We start from the raw sequence: 18,881 nt of genomic DNA, 5'->3' as shown, positions 1-18,881 counted from the left end.
GAGGGGTGTTGCAAGGGGTGTGCCTAACGGCGGAAGGTGCGCAATAGAGGGGGTGTGCGAGGTGTTGGGGCGTGGGTTGGATCCAGTTTGGTGCCTGATGGATTTGTGTGCACAGGATTGGGGCTGCAAAGCAGCCCCCGAGGCCATCAGCCGTTACGCACAGCCGTGCGCGGATGGCGCTTGCTGCGCACCCCCTGATAGGTCACCGCCAGCAGCACAAACCAGATCGGCGTCACCAGCAATGCCGCGCGGGTATCTTCCTCCAGGCTCAGCAACACCAGGATGAAGGCAAAGAACACCAGGCACACGTAGCACATGAAGCGCCCGCCCGGCATCTTGAATTTCGACGCCTGGTGCAGCGCCGCTCGCTGCTTGCGGTACTGCAGGTACGACAGCAGGATCAGCGTCCAGACAAACATGAACAACACTGCCGAAACGGTGGTGATCAGGGTGAATGCCTCGACCACGTTCGGCACCAGGTAGATCATCACTGCACCCAGCAGCAGGCAGGTGCAGGAGAAGTACAGGCCATTGGCAGGCACCGAGCGGCCCGACAGCTTCTCGAACGCCTTGGGTGCGTCACCTTCCCGCGCCAGGCCGTACAGCATGCGGCTGGTGGAGAACACGCCGCCGTTGGCCGACGAGGCCGCCGAGGTCAGCACCACGAAGTTGATGATACTCGCTGCCGCCGGCAGGCCGGCCAGCACGAACAGCTCGATGAACGGGCTCTTGCCCGGTACCACGTCGCGCCAAGGTGTGACGGCCATGATTGCGATCAGTGCCAGTACGTAGAACATGATGATCCGCAACGGGATCGAGTTGATCGCCCGCGGCAGGGTGCGCTCCGGGTTCTTCGCTTCGGCGGCGGTGGTACCCACCAGCTCGATACCGACGAAGGCGAACACGGCGATCTGGAAACCGGCGAAGAAGCCCATCAGGCCATTGGGGAACATGCCACCGTCGTTCCACAGGTTGGCCAGCTGCGCGGTGCGCCCACTGGGCGAGGTAAAGCCGCTGATGACCATGTATGCGCCGGTAGCGACCAGACCGAGAATGGCGACGATCTTGACCAGGGCGAACCAGAACTCCAGTTCACCGAACATCTTCACGGTTACCAGGTTCAGTGACAGCAGCAGCGCCACGAAGGTCAGCGCCGGTATCCACTGCGGCAGCTCCGGGAACCAGAATTGCGTGTATGCCGCGATCGCGACCACGTCGGCGATGCCGGTGACCACCCAGCAGAACCAGTAGGTCCAGCCGGTGAAGTAGCCCGCCCAGGGGCCGAGCAGGTCGGCGGAGAAATCGATGAACGACTTGTAGTTGAGGTTGGACAGCAGCAGTTCGCCCATGGCGCGCATGACGAAGAACAGCATGAAGCCGATGATCATGTAGACGAAGATGATCGACGGCCCGGCCAGGCTGATGGTCTTGCCCGAGCCCATGAACAGGCCGGTACCGATCGCGCCGCCGATGGCGATCAGCTGGATGTGGCGGTTGGTCAGGTTGCGTTGCAGATGCTGTTCATCTGGCGCTGTGGGTGAGGTTTGCGTCATAGGCTGCATTCCGTTGAACGGTCGGTCGTCTTGTCAGAGGTAGCCGGCTAGGCTAACACGCGCGTTCCAGTTCGGGGCGCGACAGATCGACTCGACTTTTGGGTAGCAGTCTCATGCCTGTGCCGGCCTCTTCGCGGGTGAACCCGCTCCTACAGGGACCGCGCTGCCCTCAGGCCTGGCGCAGAACCTGTGGGAGCGGCTTTACCCGCGAAAGGGCCGGCACAGACAAAGCAAGGCTCAAGCGCTGGCCAGCACCCGGCCGCGCCTGACCACCAGGCTATCCACCAGCCACATCACCACCATGGACACCCCCACCAGCGGGAACATCAACCCCAGCACCAGCATCACCCCCACCGCCGCCTTCCAGCGCGGCAGGTCATGGCGCAGCGGCGGCACGCCCAGCCCGCCGGCCGGCCTGCGCTTCCACCACATCACCAGCCCGCTCACCGAGCCCAGCAGGATCATCAGGCACACCAGCAGGATGATGATCTGGTTGAGCGCCCCGAACATCTTGCCTTCATGCAGCATCACGCCCAGCTCGGTGGCGCGGGCGACCGGGCTGTAGTCCTGCCAGCGCACATCGGCCAGGACCTTGCCGGTGTACTGGTCGACATGCAGGGTGGCGTCGTTGCGCGGGTCGTCGGCGAACACGGCAACGGTGAACACGCTGTCGGCCGTGGTAGGCAGGGTGATGCTGTAGCCCGGTTCGACCTGGCGCGCGGTAGCGATGTCTTCGACCTGCTGCAGGCTTACCTGCGGCGCTGCCGGCGCGCTCGACATCATGTGGTGCCCGGCATGTTCGGCGTGTGCAGCGGACTGCGGCATCGGCGTGTTTTCCAACGCCCAGGGAACGGTCTGGCGGTGTGCGCTGTTGAGTTCACCCGCCTGCCGGTCCGACTTGGGCACGTCGTTCCACATGGCCGCCGGAAAGCGGTTCCACAAGTCGGCGTACTGCTTGCCCCACAGCCCGGTCCAGGTCATGCCGCTGACCAGCATCAGCAGCAACAAGGCCGAGCCCCAGAAACCGGTGACCGCATGCAGGTCGCGCCAGAACGGTCGGCCGCGTGCCGACAGCCGCGGCCACAGCACGCCAGCACCATTGCGCCCGCGTGGCCACCACAAGTAGAGCCCCGACACCACCAGCACGATGCCCCAGCCGGCGGCCAACTCCACCAGGCGGTCGCCGACCGTGCCGACCATCAGCTCGCCATGCAGGGCGCGGGCGATGGCCTGCAGGTTCTGCTTGCCATCCTGTTCGCCGAGGACTTTGCCGCTGTAGGGGTCGACGAAGACGTTCAGTTCGCGCCCAGCGTCATGCACCACGAATTGCGCGCTGCGTTCGGCGTCCAGCGGCGGCAGGTACTGGCCAACGTGGCCCTTGGGGTAGACCTTGCGCACCTCGGCCAGCAGCGCGTCCGCGCCCTGTCGGTGATGGCCGGCTTCGACCACCATCAGCTCGCGATACAGCAGTGGGTCGAGTTGCGGCTTGAACAGGTAGATGATCCCGGTGATCGCCAGCAGGATCATGAACGGGGCCACGAACAGCCCCGCATAGAAGTGCCAACGCCAGGCCAGGTTGTAGAAATTGATGCGTGTTCCTCTCATGGGAACCTCCTGTTTGACCAGCAGATGGGCGCGACCTGCGCCGCGCCCGTTGTTGTTGTCAGAAGCTGAAGTCGACCTTGGTCCAGAAGGTCCTGCCTGGCTCGTTGACCGGCTGTGGATCGGTTGCCGGGTAGCCGAACCCGGCGTTCCCGGCCAGGTTCAAGTGCTCGGCGTAGGTCTTGTCGAACAGGTTGTCGACCCCCGCGCTGAGCTTGAGGTGGTTGCTCACCTTGTAGGCGCCATTGAGCGAGAACACGCCGAAGCCTGCGCTCTTGTCGTAGTCCTTGCCGACCACGTTGCCCTGTTTCTCGGCGATGCGGTTCTGTTCCGCCACCAGCCGCCACAGTGCGCCGACGCTCCACACATCACGGCTGTAGGTCAGGCCCAGGCGGCTTTCCAGGGGCGGCATTTGCGGCAGCGCTGTGCCATCGCTGCTGTTCTTGCCCCAGGCGTAGGCCAGCGTGGCGTCGGCCTTCCAGTTTTCCGTCAACTGGTAGGCCGCGCCCAGTTCGCCGCCCATGATGCGGGCGTCGATGTTACGGGCCCGGGAGCTCGTCCCCAGGTAATCGAACAGGATGTAGTCGCGGATCTGCCCCACGTAGCCGGACGCCCAGGCTTCCATGCGTTCGTCGCGGTACTGGACACCGAAGTCGAGCTGGGTGGTCTTCTCCGGCTTGATGCTGTCGAAGGCATTGACCGAGCCCGAGGGGCCACCTGCGGAGAACAGCTCCCAGTAGTCAGGGAAGCGTTGCACATGACCGAGGCCGATGTAGGTGGTGGCCGGTAGCGCCGCCAGGTCGTGTTCGTAGCGCACGAAGCCGCTGGGCAGGGTATCGGCGCGGGTGTTGCCGTTGGTGGCGCTGGTCGCGCGGAAGTCGCGGGCCGAGGCGCGGTCCAGGCGGGCACCGCTGATCAACCGGTCCTCACCGCTGACGTACCAGGTCAGTTCGCCGAAGGCACCGTAGTTGTGGAAGTCGGCGTCCTTGGTCCAGGCCTTGCCCTTGTGCGCGTCCACGCCCATGCCACTGCGCTTGCGATGTTCGTTGGTCTGCGCGTCAATGCCGCCGATCAGTTGCACGTCGGCCCAGCGCCAGGTGGCCTTGATGCGTGCGCCCATGGTACGGCGGTCGACGTTGCTGACCATCGGCATGCCCATCATGCCGCTGCCCGAAGGCGTGCGCAGGCTGTAGTTGTCCATCACGTGGTCGGCGTAGTTGTAGTAGACCTGCGCCTCGACCTTGTCGAGCACCTCGCCGAGGTTGGACTTTTCAAACCGCAGGCCCAGGCTTTCGCGCTTGAACTGCGAGCCGTCCATGCCGCGCCCGGCATAGCGGGCCTCGCCATCGCCCTTGCCGGCGGTGAGTTCCAGCAAGGTGTCCTGATCGGGCGTCCAGCCGAGGGCGACATCGCCGTTCCATTTGTCCCAACGTGACGGCACGGTGTTGTCGCTGCCGTCATGGTAGTCGTCCGAGCGCGACTGGTTGCCGACGAAACGGGCGTAGCCCAGGTTGTTGCCGGCGGCCGCGTCCAGCACCTTGTCGAAGCGGCCGTTGGAACCGGCCAGCAGGCTGGCGTTGACCCGGCTGCCGAGGGTGCCGAACTTCTCCGGCTCGCGCTCGAAGAGGATGGTGCCTGCCGAACCGCCCGGGCCCCAGATCACGCTTTGCGGGCCTTTGATCACGGTCAGGCGGTCGTAGGTTTCCGGCGAAATATACGACGTGGGGGCATCCATGCGGTTGGGGCAGGCGCCCAGCATCAGGCCGCCATTGGTGAGGATGTTCAGGCGTGAGCCGAACATGCCGCGCAGTACCGGGTCGCCGTTGGTGCCGCCGGCGCGGATGGCCGAGAAGCCGGGGATGGTCTTCAGGTAGTCGGCGCCGTCGCTGGCCGGCACTGGCTGGCGCGGGTCTTTCGGGTTGGTGACCACGGTCAGCGGCGAGCTCGGGGCCACGGCGGTGATCACCGTCGGGCTCAGCTCGGGGGCGTCGTGTGCATGGCCTTCATGGCCAGGGTCGGCGGCCAGGGCCACGGGCGCGAGCAGCGAGCCGCACACGGCGGCAATGGTCCCACGCAGGGACAAGGCAAAAACAGGGGTGCAGCCGGACATAATGATTCCAGTCGATCAGTCATGAGTCAGCGCGAAGCCTCCTGGCTCCGTGCGCAAAATGTGGGTTCAGACGTTGATCGAGGAAGGTGGGGCGCGGCTGCGCGCGCCAGGGAATACAGCCTGCCGGGCATGGCCCTGGCGCGTGGGCGCAAACAGGTGGGTGGTGGGGACGACGCTGCCGGCGCTGAGCGGGCTGAGGGCCTGGGGCAGGGCCGGGCAGTTGAACAACAGGCTGCAGTAACCGCACTTTTCCCACATCACATGCAGCTGGCCATCGCCAGCCTGGCCGTGATGGGTGTCGCCGCCATGCTGATGGGCAGTCGCCATCGGCATGTCCATCGGCATGCTCATGCCGGCGTGGTGGTCCATCGGCATCGACTGGGAAATCAGCGGGCCGATGAAGATCATCCACATGGCGAACAGGCTCAGCCATCCGCCACCGGCGCGCCTGCGGTCAGGGCGGGTGGTATGGCTGATGCTGTTGCGCGGCAGGCTCACGACGAGTGCCTTTCAGCAGGTGATCAGTGCGCGTGTTCGTGGGCTTGCGGCTGGTCCGTCGGCGCCTGCTTCTGCACGGCCACATCGACGGTGATATTGCCGGCCTTTTCGAAGTGCAGGGTCAACGGGAAGCGCTTGCCGTCGCTGAGCAGGCTGCGGTCCTTGGGCTGCAACAGCATCACATGGTAGGCGCTGGGAGCGAAGATCAGGTTCTTGCCGGCGGGCACCACCACGCTGGGCACCTGCTGCATCTTCATGGCGCCGCTGGTGCTCATGGCATGCTCGTGCAGTTGTGCGTCATCGCTGATGGGGCTGTCGACGCTGAGCAGGCGGTCGTCGGCCTGGCCGTTGTTGTGCACCACGAAATACGCCGCGACGTTGGGCGCGTTGGGGGGCAACTGCAGTGACCAGGGGTGGGCGATGTGCAGGTCACCCACGCTGTATTCGTGGGCATTGGCAAAGGCGCCGGGCAGCAGCAGGGCGGCCAGGACGAGGGCGTGCTTGAGCATGGTGAATCTCCGTTTCTGTTCAGGTTCAGGCAGACAGCGGGATGAACTCAGGCCAGCGGAGAGGCACGGGGGTTGAGCGCCGGCCAGAGTTGGCGCGGCGTGGCGTGGTAGTCGGCAGGTGGCGGCAGCAGCCCGGCGAGCAGTAACGGCGGGTTGTGCAGCTGCGGCGGGTAGCCGGGCAGGGCCAGCAGCGGCGCGGCACCGGAGCAGCACCAGCAATTCATCATGCTGGCGCTGTCGTCGCTTTGCGTGCCGAGGTCGATCTTGGCCAGGGCCTGGACGTCGGCCTTGGCCTTGTTGGCCATGCTGGAACAGAAGGCCCCCCACAGCAGCTGCTCGGCCGGGCCCTTGGGCGCGGCAGAGGACAGCGGCATGGCCAGCAGGTTGAACAGCACTGCAAGGCAGGCTATCCAGGCAATGTGCCGACGTGGGGGCATGGAGAGATCCGGTCAGGAATCGTGGTGGGTATTGTAAGGCCGAGTATAGGTAAAAATGGCGGGGTGCGGTGAAGTGACGCAGGCCAGCAGTTGAAGCGGTGTCGCCTGCTTCGCGGGCGTGCCCGCGAAGAGGGCTGAATCAATCTCAAGCCTTGTTGCGGCCCATCAGCCCGCGCACGGTCTCCTGCAGGTCCGCCGGCAACACCACCACCTTGGCATTGCTGCTGCCCGCCAGGTTCTCCATCGCCCCCACATAACGCTCGCCCAGCAGGTACATCGCCGGCACGGTCTCGTTGCCGACCGCGTCCTTGACCAGCGAAATCGCCCGCGCCGAGGCTTCGGCCAGGCTGATCTGCGCCTCGGCATCCAGCCTGGCTGCCTGCAAGCGTGCTTCTGCCTCGAGAATCGCCGCCTGCTTCGCCCCTTCGGCACGGGTCACGTCGGCCTTGCGCTCGCGCTCGGCAGCCGCCTGGCGTTCCATGGCCAGTTGCATGTTCTCCGAGGGCTTGATGTCCTGGATTTCCACCGAGCGTACGGTCACGCCCCAGTCTTCGGTCTGCTCGGACATCGCCTCGCGCAGGCGCGCCTTGATCTGCTCGCGGCTGGACAGCGCTTCGTCCAGGTCCATGGCACCGACGATGGCGCGCAGCGAGGTCATGGTCAGGCTGGTGACGGCGAAGGAGAAGTCCTGTACGCCATAGGAGGCCTTCTGCGGGTCGACCACCTTGGCGAAGCACAGGGCGTTGGCGACGATCACCGCGTTGTCCCGGGTGATGATTTCCTGCTGCTGCACATCGAGGATGATGTCCTTGGTCGGCAGGCGGTAGGCAACCACGTCCATGTACGGGATGACGATGTTCAGGCCGGGCTTGAGCGTGCTCTGGTAGCGGCCCAGGCGTTCGACGACCCATTCCTCGCCCTGGGGCACGATGCGCACCCCCTTGAACACGGTGATCAGGACGAACAGGGCGATGGCGACGACGACGATGAGACTGGTCATGGTGCGAAATTCCTTTTAGTGCGGATTCAGGCCCGGATGACCCGGACGGTGTTCCCTTCGATGGCGGTCAGGCGCACCCGCTCGCCGGCCGCGATCTCGCTGTCGGCGATGCAGGTCCATTCTTCGTTGCCGAGGATCGGCTTCTGGAAGCGCACGCGGCCTTTCTGAAACTCCGAGACGCCAGCGGTCAGCAGCCCCACTTCGCCGATCACGCTCTCGGCGGTCCAGCGCACGTCGGGTTGCTTGCGCCGGAACAGCTTGAACCACAGCGCCGTGGTGACTGACGACAGCAGTACCCACAGCAGTACCTGCATATCCAGTTGCAGGCCGGGGGCGGCCAGCGAAATGAGCGACACCAGCACGGCACCGATGCCGAACCAGAGAATGAAGAACGTCGGCAGGACCAGTTCGAGCAGGGTCAGCGCGATACCGAACACCAGCCAGATCCACCATTGCATTTCCATATGGGTAGCGCCTTCCGGGGGGAGTGCCGAGTTTAAGGCAGCCGTGCGGCACCTGGCCACTTCATGGTCTGAAAGAAAAGTCCGAAATGGCTGTAAGAGCAACTGCCGTAGGCAAATGTATGAAAATTGCCGCGTCCCCTGTGGGAGCGGGTTCACCCGCGAACACCGGCGAAGCCGGTGCCATGCACCGCGTTGATTTCTTCGCGGGTAAACCCGCTCCCACAGGGATCTGCGGTGCGCTTACGGAATTTGTTATCCGCGCAGGCCGAGTGTCGCAGCCAGGTCGGTCAGCGAGTCGAACGCCCGGTCCACATCCGGCAAAGCCGGTCGCTTCAGGATCAGCACGGGTATCCCCAGCTCCCGCGCCACCTCCAGCTTCGGTTCGGTCGCCACGCTGCCGCTGTTCTTGCTGATCAGCACATCGATCCTGCGGCGCTGGAACAACGCGCGTTCATCTTCAATATGGAACGGCCCGCGCGCGCCAATCACTTCACAGCGGTCATTGCCAGGGCACGCCTCCAGCGCACGCAAGGTCCAGAACTGCTCCGGCGGTATCTCCTCCAGATGTTGCAGTGGCTCACGCCCCAGCGTGAACAATGGCCTGCGAAACGGCTTGAGCGCCTCGATCAACCCTGCCCAGTCCTCGACCTCGCGCCAGTCGTCCCCCGCTTGTGCCTGCCAGGCCGGGCGGCGCAAGGCCCAGCATGGAATGCCGGCCATGCGTGCGGCGCTGGCGGCATTGCGGCTGATCTGTGCGGCATAGGGATGGGTGGCATCGATCAGCAACGTGATACCCGCCTCGTGCAGGTAGTGGGCCAGGCCCTCGGCGCCGCCAAAGCCACCGACCCGAACCTGGCATTGCAGGTCCTGCGGTACCCGGCCGATGCCCGCCAGGCTGTAGATGTGCTGTGGGCCCAGGCGGCGAGCGATGGCCAGGGCTTCAGTGACGCCGCCCAGCAGCAGGATGCGCCCGTTCATTGCACACCCGCCCGGCCGACGATGCCACCCTGGCGGTCGATGGCGAACACCTCCACCTGCACCTGCGCCGGCACCACGCTGCGGGCGAAGGCCAGGGCGTGGGCGCACACCGCGTCACCCAGGGGGATGCCGGCTGCATGGGCCAGGGCCAGGGCCTGCTGGCTGGTGTTGGCAGTAATGATCGCGGCCTGCAGCGCCTCGTCGGCGCCGATGTCCGCAGCCCAGCCGGCCAGTTGCGGCAAGTCGATGCTGGAGTGACGGCTGTGCAGGTCCATGTGCCCGGCGGCCAGCTTGCTGATCTTGCCGAAGCCGCCGCACAGGGTCAGGCGTGGCACCGGCACCTTGCGCAGGTGCTTGAGCACCGCACCGACGAAGTCGCCCATTTCGATCAGGGCGATTTCCGGCAGGCCGTAGACCCGGCGCATGGTGTCTTCGCTGGCGTTGCCGGTGCACGCGGCGATATGCGTGTAGCCGTTGGTGTGGGCGACGTCGATGCCCTGGTGGATCGAGGCGATGTAGGCCGCGCAGGAGAACGGCCGCACGATGCCACTGGTACCGAGGATCGACAGCCCGCCCAGGATGCCCAGGCGCGGGTTCATGGTCTTCAAGGCCAACTGCTCGCCGCCCTGTACATTGACCGTGACCTCGAAGCCGCCGAGGTAGCTGCATTCGTCCGCCAGGCGTTGCAGGTGTTCGCGGATCATGCGCCGTGGCACCGGGTTGATGGCCGGCTCACCCACCGCCAGCACCAGCCCCGGGCGGGTCACGGTGCCGACGCCGGCGCCGGCGACAAAGTGGATGCCCGGTTCGGCCAGCAGGCGCACCTGGCTATAGAGCAGGGCGCCGTGGGTCACGTCCGGGTCGTCGCCGGCATCCTTGAGCGTGCCCGCTTCGGCGCCTTCGCTGGTGAGGCGGCAGAACTCCAGGCGCATTTGCACCACCTTGCCCTTGGGCAGGGTGATGCTGACGGCGTCGCTGCTCTCGCCGCCCAGCAGCAAGCGTGCTGCCGCCAGGCTGGTGGCGGTGGCGCAGCTGCCGGTGGTCAGGCCGCTGCGCAGGGGGGCGGGTTGTTCGCGGGTTTCTTCACGCATCGGCGGGTTTCACCACGTCCAGCAAGGTGATTGGCAGCGCCTGGCGCCAAGTGTCGAAGGCGCCCAATGGCTGGGCATGGGCGATGTGGATGCGGGTCAGCTCACCGCCGTGGTGTTCACGGAAATGCGCCAGGGCCAGTTCGCTTTGCAGGGTCACGGCGTTGGCTACCAGCCGGCCGCCGGGGCGCAGGTTTGCCCAGCACAGGTCGAGCACGCCTTCGCGGGTGACGCCGCCACCGATGAAGATCGCATCCGGTTGCTCCAGGCCTTCCAGCGCCGCCGGTGCCTTGCCGCGGACCAGCTGCAGGCCGGGTACACCCAGCGCATCGCGGTTGTGTTCGATGAAACCCTGGCGGCCTTCGTCGGCCTCGATGGCCAGGGCGCGGCAGGCCGGGTGGGCGCGCATCCATTCGATGCCGATCGAGCCGCAGCCGGCGCCCACGTCCCACAGTAGCTCGCCGGGCTGTGGTGCCAGGCGCGCCAGGGTGATGGCGCGGACATCGCGTTTGGTCAGCTGGCCGTCATGCCGGAAAGCGCTGTCCGGCAACCCGGCCAGCCGGTGCAGGCGCGGGGCGTCGGCACCGGCCAGGCACTCGATGGCTACCAGGTTGAGCGCGGCGACGTCGTTGTGCGGCCAGTCCTGGGCAGTGCCGGCCAAATCACGTTCGTCGACGCCACCCAAGTGTTCGAAGACCCGCAGGCGACTTGGCCCGAAGCCCCGCTCGCGCAGCAGCGTGGCAATTGCTGCCGGGCTATCGCCGTCGTTGCTCAGCACCAGCAGGCGCACGCCGCTGTGCAGATGGGCATTGAGCGCTGCCAGGGGCCGAGCGACCAGCGATACCACCTGCACGTCGTGCAGCGGCCAGCCCAGGCGGGCAGCGGCCAGGGCGCAGGAGGAGGGCATCGACAACACGCGCATTTCAGCGGCGGGCAACTGCCGCGCCAGGCTGGCGCCGACGCCGTAGAACATCGGGTCGCCGCTGGCCAGCACGCACACCGGCTCGCCGCGCAGGGCCAGCACCGGGGCCAGCGAGAACGGGCTTGGCCAGCCCAGCCGCTCGCCGGCCACGCAGCGTGGCAGCAAGGCCAGCTGGCGCGGGCTGCCGAAGATCCGCGCAGCGCCCAGCAGCGCGCGCCGGGCCTGTTTGCCCAGGCCGCTGAAGCCGTCTTCGCCGATACCTACTACTGTCAGCCAGGGTGCCATGGATACCTCTTCAGACCCTGGGGCTGCTGTGCAGCCCATCGCGACACAAGGCCGCTCCCACAGGGTGTGGTGATCCCTGTGGGAGCGGCCTTGTGTCGCGATGGGGTGCGCAGCGCCCCCAAAATTTCTGCTCAAACCCGAATGATGCTCGACCACCGGCTTTTCATGCCGCCGGACAAAGCAGGCATAATACCGCGCCTTCTACACTCAAGCGCATTTTCACAGATTGCCGGACGCCCCTTTGACCCAGGCCCATGCCCCCCATGTATCGCCCCGTCCCTCGGCCTGCCCGGGGTTGTGGCGCATCGTCGGTGCCCGTGATGGCGGTATCTGCCGCATCAAGCTGCCGGGTGGCCTGCTGCTGGCCGACCAGGCCGATGCGGTGGCGGCGGCGGCCGAGCGTTTCGCCGGTGGCGTGATCGAGGCCACCAACCGCGGCAACCTGCAGATTCGCGGCATCGGTAGCGAGCATCGCGGCCTGGTCGAGACGCTGCTCGCTGCCGGCCTGGGCCCGCGTGATGCCGCCGGTGACGATGTGCGCAACCTGATGCTCAGCCCGCTGGCCGGGCATGACCCGGCGATGCTGCTGGACGCCCGTCCGCTGGCCGGGCAGATCCTCGATCTGCTGGAAGGCACCCCGCGTTTTCACCAGTTGTCGGCCAAGTTCGCCGTGCAGCTGGATGCCGGCGAAAACCTGGCCATGCTCGAACACCCCCATGACCTGTGGCTGTCGGCCCTGCGCCTGGAGCAGCGGACCTGGCTGGCGTTTGGCCTGGCGGGTTGCCCGGCAGACGGCCAGGTACTCGGTGCGGTGCCGGCGGAACAAGGCCTGGCACTGGTGCGTGCGGTGCTTGAGCGCTTCCTCGACCTGGCCACCCCGGCACAGTCGCGCATGCGCCAGTTGCTCGAGGTGTGCTCGACAAGCGATTTCATCGACGGGCTCGGCCTGGCTATCCGCCGCGATCCCGCCGTGCTCGCATGGCGCCGTGAACCGCGCAGCGTCTCGTGGCTGGGCGTGCTGCCCCAGGCGCAAGGGCTGGCCTTGGGCGTTGCCCCGCCGCAGGGTCGCCTGACCCCGGCCATGCTGCGCGGCGCCGCGCATATTGCCCGTGAACGGGGCGATGGCAGCCTGCGCCTGAGCCCCTGGCAAAGCCTGGTGCTGACCAACCTGCAAGCGCAGCACGTCGACCACGCCCAGGCCGAGTTGTCCACGCTGGGCCTGCTCTGCCACGACCATGAGCCACTGGCGCGCATCAGCGCCTGCACCGGCGCCAGCGGTTGTGCCAAGGCCCTGGGCGAGACCAAGGCCGATGCCGTCACCCTCGCGGCGCTGCTCGGCCCAGGCGTGCCCGGCAGCGTGCACTTGTCCGGTTGCCCCCGATCCTGTGCCGTGGCCCATGTGGCCCCGGCCACCCTGCTGGCCCGCGCGCCGGGCCGTTACGACCTGTACCTGCGTGATGCGCGCCAGCCGGGCTTCGGTGCCCTGCGCGCCACCGACCTTACCTTGAATGAAGCAGGCGCCATGCTCGACCTGCCGACGGAGCACCTTGATGATTGACTACATCCGCGATGGTCAGGAGATCTATCGCAACTCCTTCCGGATCATCCGCGAGGAAGCCCGACTCGAGCGGATCCCCGCAGACCTCGAAAAGCTCGCCGTGCGCGTGATTCACGCCTGTGGCATGGTCGACGCCATCGATGGCCTGCAGTTCTCCGAAGGTGCCGGCCGGGCCGGGCGCCAGGCGCTGCTGAACGGCGCGCCGATCCTGTGCGATGCGCACATGGTCGCCGAAGGCATCACCCGTGCCCGCCTGCCCGCCGACAACAAGGTCATCTGCACCCTGCGCGACCCGAGCGTACCGGGCCTGGCCAAAGACGCAGGCAATACCCGTTCCGCCGTGGCCCTGGAGCTGTGGCGGCCGTATCTGGAAGGCAGTGTGGTGGTGATCGGCAACGCCCCTACCGCGCTGTTCTACCTGCTGGAAATGCTCGACGCCGGCGCCCCGAAACCGGCACTGATCCTCGGCTTCCCGGTCGGTTTCGTCGGTGCCGCCGAGTCCAAGGCGATGCTCGCCGCCGACAGCCGTGGCGTGCCGTTCGTGATCATGCAGGGCCGCCTTGGCGGCAGTGCGATGGCCGCCGCCGCGGTCAACGCCCTGGCCACGGAGGTGGAATGATGGCGCCGCGTGGACGTCTGCTGGGCCTGGGCGTGGGCCCTGGCGACCCTGAACTGATTACCCTCAAGGCCCTGCGCCTGCTACGTGAAGCGCCGGTGGTCGGCTACTTCGTGGCCAAGGGCAAGCGTGGCAATGCCTTCGGCATCATCGAGGCGCACCTGCAGCCCGAGCAGACCTTGCTGCCGCTGGTCTACCCGGTAACCACCGAAGCGCTGCCAGCGCCGCTGTCCTATGAACAGGTGATCAGCGACTTCTACGACGAGGCCAGCGTGCAGGTGGCCGAGCATCTGGATGCCGGCCGCGACGTGGCGGTGATCTGCGAAGGCGACCCGTTCTTCTACGGCTCCTACATGTACCTGCACGATCGCCTGGCGCAGCGCTACGAGGCCGAAGTAATCCCCGGCGTCTGCTCGATGCTCGGTGGCGCCTCGGTACTGGGCGCGCCGCTGGTGTACCGCAACCAGAGCCTGTCGGTGCTGTCTGGCGTGTTGCCGGCCGCAGAGCTCAAGCGTCGCCTGGCCGACGCCGATGCGGCAGTGATCATGAAGCTCGGCCGTAACTTCCCCAAGGTGCGCGAAGTGCTGGCCGAACTGGGCCTGGACGGGCGCGCGCTGTATGTGGAGCGGGCGACCATGGCCAACCAGAAAATCGTGCCGCTGGACCAGGTCGACCCGCAGTCGTCGCCGTACTTCTCGCTGATCATCGTGCCGGGTGAAAAATGGCAGGGCTGAACATGCACCGGGCACCGGCGATCGTCATCCTTGGCCAGGGCAGCCTGACCACGGCGCAGCGTATCCAGCAGTGTTATCCACAGGCATCGATCCATGGCCTGGAAGGCCGGGTCGAGGGTGCCGACCTTTATTACACCGCGTTCGGCGATACCCTGCGTGGGCTGTACCAGCAGGACACGCCGATCATCGCCCTGTGCGCCGCGGGTATCGTCATCCGCAGCCTGGCCAGCCTGCTCAGCGAGAAAGGTGTCGAGCCACCGGTACTGGCCGTGGCCGAAGACGGCAGTGCCGTAGTGCCGCTGCTCGGTGGCCTTGGCGGTGTGAACGTGATGGCGCGCGAAATCGCCGAGGCATTGGGCGTTGCTGCGGCCATCACCACCAGTGGCGAATTGCGTTTCGGCACCTGCCTGCTGAACCCGCCGCAGGGCTATGCCCTGGCGGATATCGAGCAAGGCAAGCGCTTCGTCTCCGACCTGCTGGCTGGCGAGACGGTGCGCATCGAAGGTGACGCGCCGTGGCTGCAGCAGGCGCAATTGCCTGCCAGTGAGGCGGCCCGGCGTACCATCCATGTGGGGCACCAGGCGCGTCCGGCCAGCCGTGACGAGCTGCTGATCCACCCACGTTCGGTGGTAGTGGGTGTTGCGGGTGGTAGTCTGGCCAGTATTCGTGCGGCATTGCAGCAGGCCGGCATCGCCGAGCCGGCAGTGGCCTGCCTGCTGGCCGACGAGCAAGCCATGGCCGATAGCGCCCTGCACGAAGCGGCACAGGCCCTGGGTGTTGCCTTGCGCTTTGCCGCCAAGGCGCATGATGTGGCCGGTATGGTTGCTGCGGCATTGCCCGCTGCGCAACTGATCGAGGTGGCAGACGTGGTCATCGCGGTGGCGCCTGCCCCGGTCGAAGTGGCGCAGGTTGGCCGTCGTCGCGGTCGCCTGGCGGTCATCGGCCTGGGGCCGGGTGCTGCCGAACTGATGGTGCCGGCGGTCAAGGCTGAACTGGCGCGGGCCGAAGATGTGCTCGGTTACGAAACCTACGTGCGCATGGCCGGCCCGTTCCGTGACGACCAGGTGCTGCACTGCACCGACAACCGTGAAGAGATGCAGCGTGCCCGGCATGCCTTCGAACTGGCGGCCCAGGGCCGTTCGGTGGTGGTGGTGTCGTCGGGCGACCCGGGTGTGTTCGCCATGGCGGCTGCGGTACTTGAAGCGCTGCACGAGTCCAATGACCCGGCCTGGCACCGGGTGGATCTCGAGATCCTGCCGGGGGTGTCGGCCTCGCTCGCAACCGCCGCCCAGGCGGGCGCGCCGCTGGGGCATGACTTCTGCGTGATGTCGCTGTCGGACAACCTCAAACCCTGGTCGATCATTGAAAAGCGCCTGGACCTGGCGGCCCAGGCCGATCTGGTGCTGGCGTTCTACAACCCGATTTCCAAATCCAGGCCGCATCAGCTCGGCGTGGCGCTGGAAGTGGTGCGTCGGCACCGTGACGGGAACACGCCTGTAGTCCTTGGCCGCGATATCGGTAGGCCGGGGCAGACGCTGAAGGTCGTCACTTTGGCCGAGCTGCTGCCGGAAATGGTCGACATGCGCACCATGGTCTTGGTGGGCTCCTCTACAACCTGCGTGTTTCCTCGCCTGTCGGGCGGGGTGTGGGCCTACACCCCGCGTTGGTACCCGTCGGCCAACTAGTTGCACCGGAAACCCTTCAGCGCGCTGCATCGTGGGCGCGCTGGCTAAGGTGGTTGCCCCTGACTCGGGGGGCAACCATCTAGGAGTTTCCACATGTCCGAAGAAACACAAGTCACTACCACCGACGCGGCCATCCTGGTCGAAGGCAACCTGCTGGCCTGCGGCGCAGGCATGTCTTCGCAAAGCCGGCATGACGTAAAGAACGCCTTCCACTTCGCCACTTTGGTGGCTGACAAATCCTTCGATGCCGAAAAGCAGAGCAGGGAGTGGTACGAGCGGTTCATCGATGTCATGCGTGATCTTGGCTTTACCATCCCCAAGCGTAGTTTCGAACTGGAAACCTCGGCGGAACTGTCTGTCACCGTGGGCGCTGTCGCTATACGGGCGATCGGTGTGGTGGGGAATGCAATGTTGGGTGGTACCAAGTTGGGTGAGCTGGCCAAGATGGCCTTCGACAAACTGACCACCGTCGAAAACGACGCCAAGGTGCTCGACCACAAACGCAAGAACCAGGCCAGGGGCATGGTCGGGATGGCGGCCTGCATCGAAACCGATAACAACGATGTGGTCATGGTGGTGAGCTGCATCCAGGCGTCTGCCCCGCAGCTGGATGATGACATCCTGGGTATCCAGTGGAAGCTGGACAAGACCCACTACTACGCCGGCACGGCTGTGCTAACCCTCAACACCTTCGTCTACGAAAAAATCCGCGAAACCGTGGAAAACAAACTCGGCGTGCGCAGTGTCGAGAACATTCTCCAGTACGACATCTGATTGCAGGGCGGCGTTGCAACGCCGCCTTGTTCGGCTATTTGTGACGAGGCAACACCATGGACAGAACAGCTGAACAACTGATGTTGATTGGCGGAACGGCACTACTGTATCGCGCAGACACTGGCCAGATTCAGTGTCAGGCCGCCTTCGACTCGATCCTTTACGCCCAGTTGGTGGCCAACAGGCGTGCGGGGTCACGCTTTGAGAACTATGAAGCCTGGTATGACGCCTATCGCGAGGCATACCGACAACTGGGCTGGATCAAGCTGGCCGGTACGCATGACCTGAAACAGTTGGGGCAACCCGTGCGCGGCTCGCAGATACAGCCACTTGAGGCGTGGCTGAGGATGCGTTCGATCCGCCATGAGGCTGTGCTGGCTGCAGTGAAGAGTGGCCTGAGCCGATCAATCGAAGGTTTTCGCCACCAGCTGAAGTTCAGCACGCAGGGTTCGCAGCTGGTGATCGAGCTTGGCTTGCTCAAGCCGGGGCCGACGCTCGACCTTTGCAGTATCACCCTGCAATTCGACGAGCCGATCGCCGGCACCTCGCGGGACATGTTGCTGGTCGAAAAGGCTCTGCAGGGCGAAGCCAGGTTCAATGGCGTTTCCTTGCTGCTGGATAACGTGCGTTTCCAACGTCAGCGAGATGAACTGCAGACATTGATGAAAACCAAGGATGCACAGGGGGAGTATCGGTTCGACCCTCATGCACCAGTAACGGGAGCACAACATGAGTGAAGCCATATCTGCTGTGATCGGCGCAGGGATTGTTTCGTTTCTGCCGGGTATTCCCACTGCGCAGAAAAACAAAGTGCGGCTTGCCCTGGCGATGGCTGAGCGGGCCACCGAGACGGCCTACAAGGAAGGGCTGATCCAGGACTGGTTGGCCTACTACCGCAACCAGCTGAAATTCATGGGCTGGGACGCAGTTTCTGCCGAGCAGGTGCACTGGCCTGAGGAGGGCCGTGCCAGGCAAACCGACAAGGTGCTTGAAACCATTGCCGCAACCGCCGGCGATCATTTTGCCTCGGCAAGCAGCCAGTCCATGCGCAAGCTGTTGACCAAGCCGCCGGTTCTGCAATCGCTTGAGCGCTGTGCCTATGAGCGGCAGCATTTTCAATTGCTGCCCTGCGCGTCTGCTGGGGCGAATCGTGTCGACATGGTGCTGTATCACGAAACGGACAATCGTTCGGCGTTCCGGGCGGGCTTCATCAGCCACAAACGCAGCCTCAAGAATGTGCGAGCGGAGTTGATACGCTTCAACATCCTGGCTTTCGAGCAGAGTTTCTTGCCCAAGGTTCGGGATCGCGTCGTTCAGGTCTCCCTGCAGCGCATACTGGATTTCGACATCTAGGGCGCGAGGTAGCCTTTGATACCGGTGAAGATGATCTGCGCAGCCAGGGCGCAGACGAACAGCCCCATCAGCCGGCTGACGATCTGCAGGCCCTGGTCGCCAAGGATGCGCTCGATGCGGTGCGAGAGGTACAGCACCAGGCCCACGGTGAAGCTGGCCAGGGCGATGCTGATGATGGCCAGCACCTTGTCGTCCCAGTGCGGGTGGCCGACGCCCATTACCAGCAGTGCACCGATGGTGCCCGGGCCGACGGTCAGCGGGATGGTCAGCGGCACGATGGTGACATCCTGTTGCACGTTGTCGGCCTGAACCGCGGACTTGCCTTGGGCCATGCCCAGTGCCGAGATGAACAGCACGCTGCCGGCGCCGATGCGGAACGCGTCGGCGGTGATGCCGAAAATGCCGAATATCGCCCGCCCGAACAGGTACAGCAGGACACTGGCGATGAGCGCGGCGATGGCGACCTTCCAGGCCAGCTGCTTGCGCTCCTTGCTGGAATGACCGCGGGTCAGGCTGATGAAGCACGACAGCACGAAGAACGGGCTGTAGAGCACGAGCATTTTCAGGTAGACGCTGAACAACTCATGGAGCATGGGGGCTAGTCCAGGCAGTTATGGCTGGGCAGAGTTTATCAGCAGATTCTGTTGATAGCCTGTGCCGGCCTTTTCGCGGGTGAACCCGCTCCCACAGGGATAGCATTGCCTTCAGGGCGATG

General features: G+C 65.4%; 19 protein-coding genes. 7 read left to right on the top strand and 12 right to left on the bottom strand.

Going from position 1 to position 18,881, the window contains the following annotated elements; all coding sequences use genetic code 11:
* Window positions 1-146 precede the first annotated feature (146 nt).
* The 11 genes from cycA to cbiE all read right to left on the bottom strand — a co-directional run bounded on the left by cycA (window position 147) and on the right by cbiE (window position 11,446).
* A complete protein-coding gene (cycA, locus tag MKK04_RS23565) occupies window positions 147-1,553 on the bottom strand; it encodes a D-serine/D-alanine/glycine transporter (protein ID WP_063911884.1) in 1,407 nt (468 codons plus the stop codon).
* Between the two features lie 237 nt (window positions 1,554-1,790).
* Entirely contained in the window at window positions 1,791-3,158 is a 1,368-nt protein-coding gene (locus MKK04_RS23560) for a PepSY-associated TM helix domain-containing protein (RefSeq protein ID WP_241106028.1), read from the bottom strand.
* 58 nt (window positions 3,159-3,216) lie between these two features.
* The gene (locus MKK04_RS23555) at window positions 3,217-5,265 is read right to left on the bottom strand and encodes a TonB-dependent copper receptor (protein WP_241106027.1); all 2,049 of its coding nucleotides are present in this window, start codon (window positions 5,263-5,265) and stop codon (window positions 3,217-3,219) included.
* Window positions 5,266-5,331: 66 nt separating this feature from the next.
* A complete protein-coding gene (locus MKK04_RS23550) occupies window positions 5,332-5,763 on the bottom strand; it encodes a DUF2946 domain-containing protein (protein WP_233687348.1) in 432 nt (143 codons plus the stop codon).
* A gap of 23 nt (window positions 5,764-5,786) precedes the next feature.
* The gene (locus MKK04_RS23545) at window positions 5,787-6,272 is read right to left on the bottom strand and encodes a copper chaperone PCu(A)C (protein WP_207828845.1); all 486 of its coding nucleotides are present in this window, start codon (window positions 6,270-6,272) and stop codon (window positions 5,787-5,789) included.
* A 47-nt stretch (window positions 6,273-6,319) separates the two neighbouring features.
* Window positions 6,320-6,709, bottom strand: a complete 390-nt coding sequence (locus tag MKK04_RS23540; protein ID WP_207828847.1) for a DUF2946 domain-containing protein — start codon at window positions 6,707-6,709, stop codon at window positions 6,320-6,322.
* 145 nt (window positions 6,710-6,854) lie between these two features.
* A complete protein-coding gene (locus tag MKK04_RS23535) occupies window positions 6,855-7,709 on the bottom strand; it encodes an SPFH domain-containing protein (RefSeq protein ID WP_013974384.1) in 855 nt (284 codons plus the stop codon).
* Between the two features lie 26 nt (window positions 7,710-7,735).
* Window positions 7,736-8,173, bottom strand: a complete 438-nt coding sequence (locus tag MKK04_RS23530; protein ID WP_207828850.1) for an NfeD family protein — start codon at window positions 8,171-8,173, stop codon at window positions 7,736-7,738.
* A gap of 252 nt (window positions 8,174-8,425) precedes the next feature.
* Window positions 8,426-9,151: a cobalt-precorrin-6A reductase gene (locus tag MKK04_RS23525; RefSeq protein WP_233687349.1), complete on the bottom strand. Its 726-nt coding sequence runs from the start codon at window positions 9,149-9,151 to the stop codon at window positions 8,426-8,428.
* Complete coding sequence (locus MKK04_RS23520) at window positions 9,148-10,242, bottom strand: cobalt-precorrin-5B (C(1))-methyltransferase (RefSeq protein WP_207828868.1); 1,095 nt, start codon at window positions 10,240-10,242, stop codon at window positions 9,148-9,150. Before MKK04_RS23520 ends, MKK04_RS23525 begins: the two co-directional genes overlap by 4 nt.
* Window positions 10,235-11,446 (bottom strand): precorrin-6y C5,15-methyltransferase (decarboxylating) subunit CbiE, encoded by a 1,212-nt coding sequence (gene cbiE / locus MKK04_RS23515; RefSeq protein WP_207828870.1) that lies wholly within the window; start codon window positions 11,444-11,446, stop codon window positions 10,235-10,237. Before cbiE ends, MKK04_RS23520 begins: the two co-directional genes overlap by 8 nt.
* A 226-nt stretch (window positions 11,447-11,672) precedes the next feature.
* Here cbiE and cobG point away from each other — a divergent pair, with 226 nt between their 5' ends.
* The 7 genes from cobG (at window position 11,673) to MKK04_RS23480 (ending at window position 18,166) form a co-directional block, all read left to right on the top strand.
* Window positions 11,673-13,004 (top strand): precorrin-3B synthase, encoded by a 1,332-nt coding sequence (gene cobG, locus MKK04_RS23510; RefSeq protein WP_272493153.1) that lies wholly within the window; start codon window positions 11,673-11,675, stop codon window positions 13,002-13,004.
* A complete protein-coding gene (locus MKK04_RS23505) occupies window positions 12,997-13,623 on the top strand; it encodes a precorrin-8X methylmutase (RefSeq protein ID WP_207828879.1) in 627 nt (208 codons plus the stop codon). Before cobG ends, MKK04_RS23505 begins: the two co-directional genes overlap by 8 nt.
* Window positions 13,620-14,354 carry a precorrin-2 C(20)-methyltransferase gene (locus MKK04_RS23500; RefSeq protein ID WP_233687351.1) on the top strand — a complete coding sequence of 245 codons (735 nt, stop codon included), beginning with the start codon at window positions 13,620-13,622 and terminating at the stop codon, window positions 14,352-14,354. The genes MKK04_RS23505 and MKK04_RS23500 overlap by 4 nt, the downstream gene beginning before the upstream one ends.
* Window positions 14,355-14,356: 2 nt before the next feature.
* The gene (cobJ, locus tag MKK04_RS23495) at window positions 14,357-16,039 is read left to right on the top strand and encodes a precorrin-3B C(17)-methyltransferase (RefSeq protein ID WP_241106821.1); all 1,683 of its coding nucleotides are present in this window, start codon (window positions 14,357-14,359) and stop codon (window positions 16,037-16,039) included.
* Window positions 16,040-16,132: 93 nt separating this feature from the next.
* The gene (locus tag MKK04_RS23490; protein WP_207828883.1) at window positions 16,133-16,813 is read left to right on the top strand and encodes a hypothetical protein; all 681 of its coding nucleotides are present in this window, start codon (window positions 16,133-16,135) and stop codon (window positions 16,811-16,813) included.
* Between the two features lie 56 nt (window positions 16,814-16,869).
* The gene (locus tag MKK04_RS23485) at window positions 16,870-17,550 is read left to right on the top strand and encodes a hypothetical protein (protein ID WP_233687353.1); all 681 of its coding nucleotides are present in this window, start codon (window positions 16,870-16,872) and stop codon (window positions 17,548-17,550) included.
* Window positions 17,543-18,166 (top strand): hypothetical protein, encoded by a 624-nt coding sequence (locus MKK04_RS23480; protein WP_207828885.1) that lies wholly within the window; start codon window positions 17,543-17,545, stop codon window positions 18,164-18,166. Before MKK04_RS23485 ends, MKK04_RS23480 begins: the two co-directional genes overlap by 8 nt.
* On the opposite strand, the gene MKK04_RS23475 is transcribed toward MKK04_RS23480, so the two are convergent.
* On the bottom strand, window positions 18,163-18,759 hold the full coding sequence (locus MKK04_RS23475; protein ID WP_207828887.1) for a MarC family protein: 597 nt from the start codon (window positions 18,757-18,759) through the stop codon (window positions 18,163-18,165). The genes MKK04_RS23480 and MKK04_RS23475 overlap by 4 nt on opposite strands.
* Between the last annotated feature and the right edge of the window lie 122 nt (window positions 18,760-18,881).

Origin of the sequence: Pseudomonas sp. LS.1a (assembly GCF_022533585.1) — a bacterium.
Lineage (GTDB): Bacteria > Pseudomonadota > Gammaproteobacteria > Pseudomonadales > Pseudomonadaceae > Aquipseudomonas.
The sequence above is the reverse complement of the archived record's forward strand: the minus strand, read 5'-3'. Positions and strand labels throughout refer to the sequence as shown.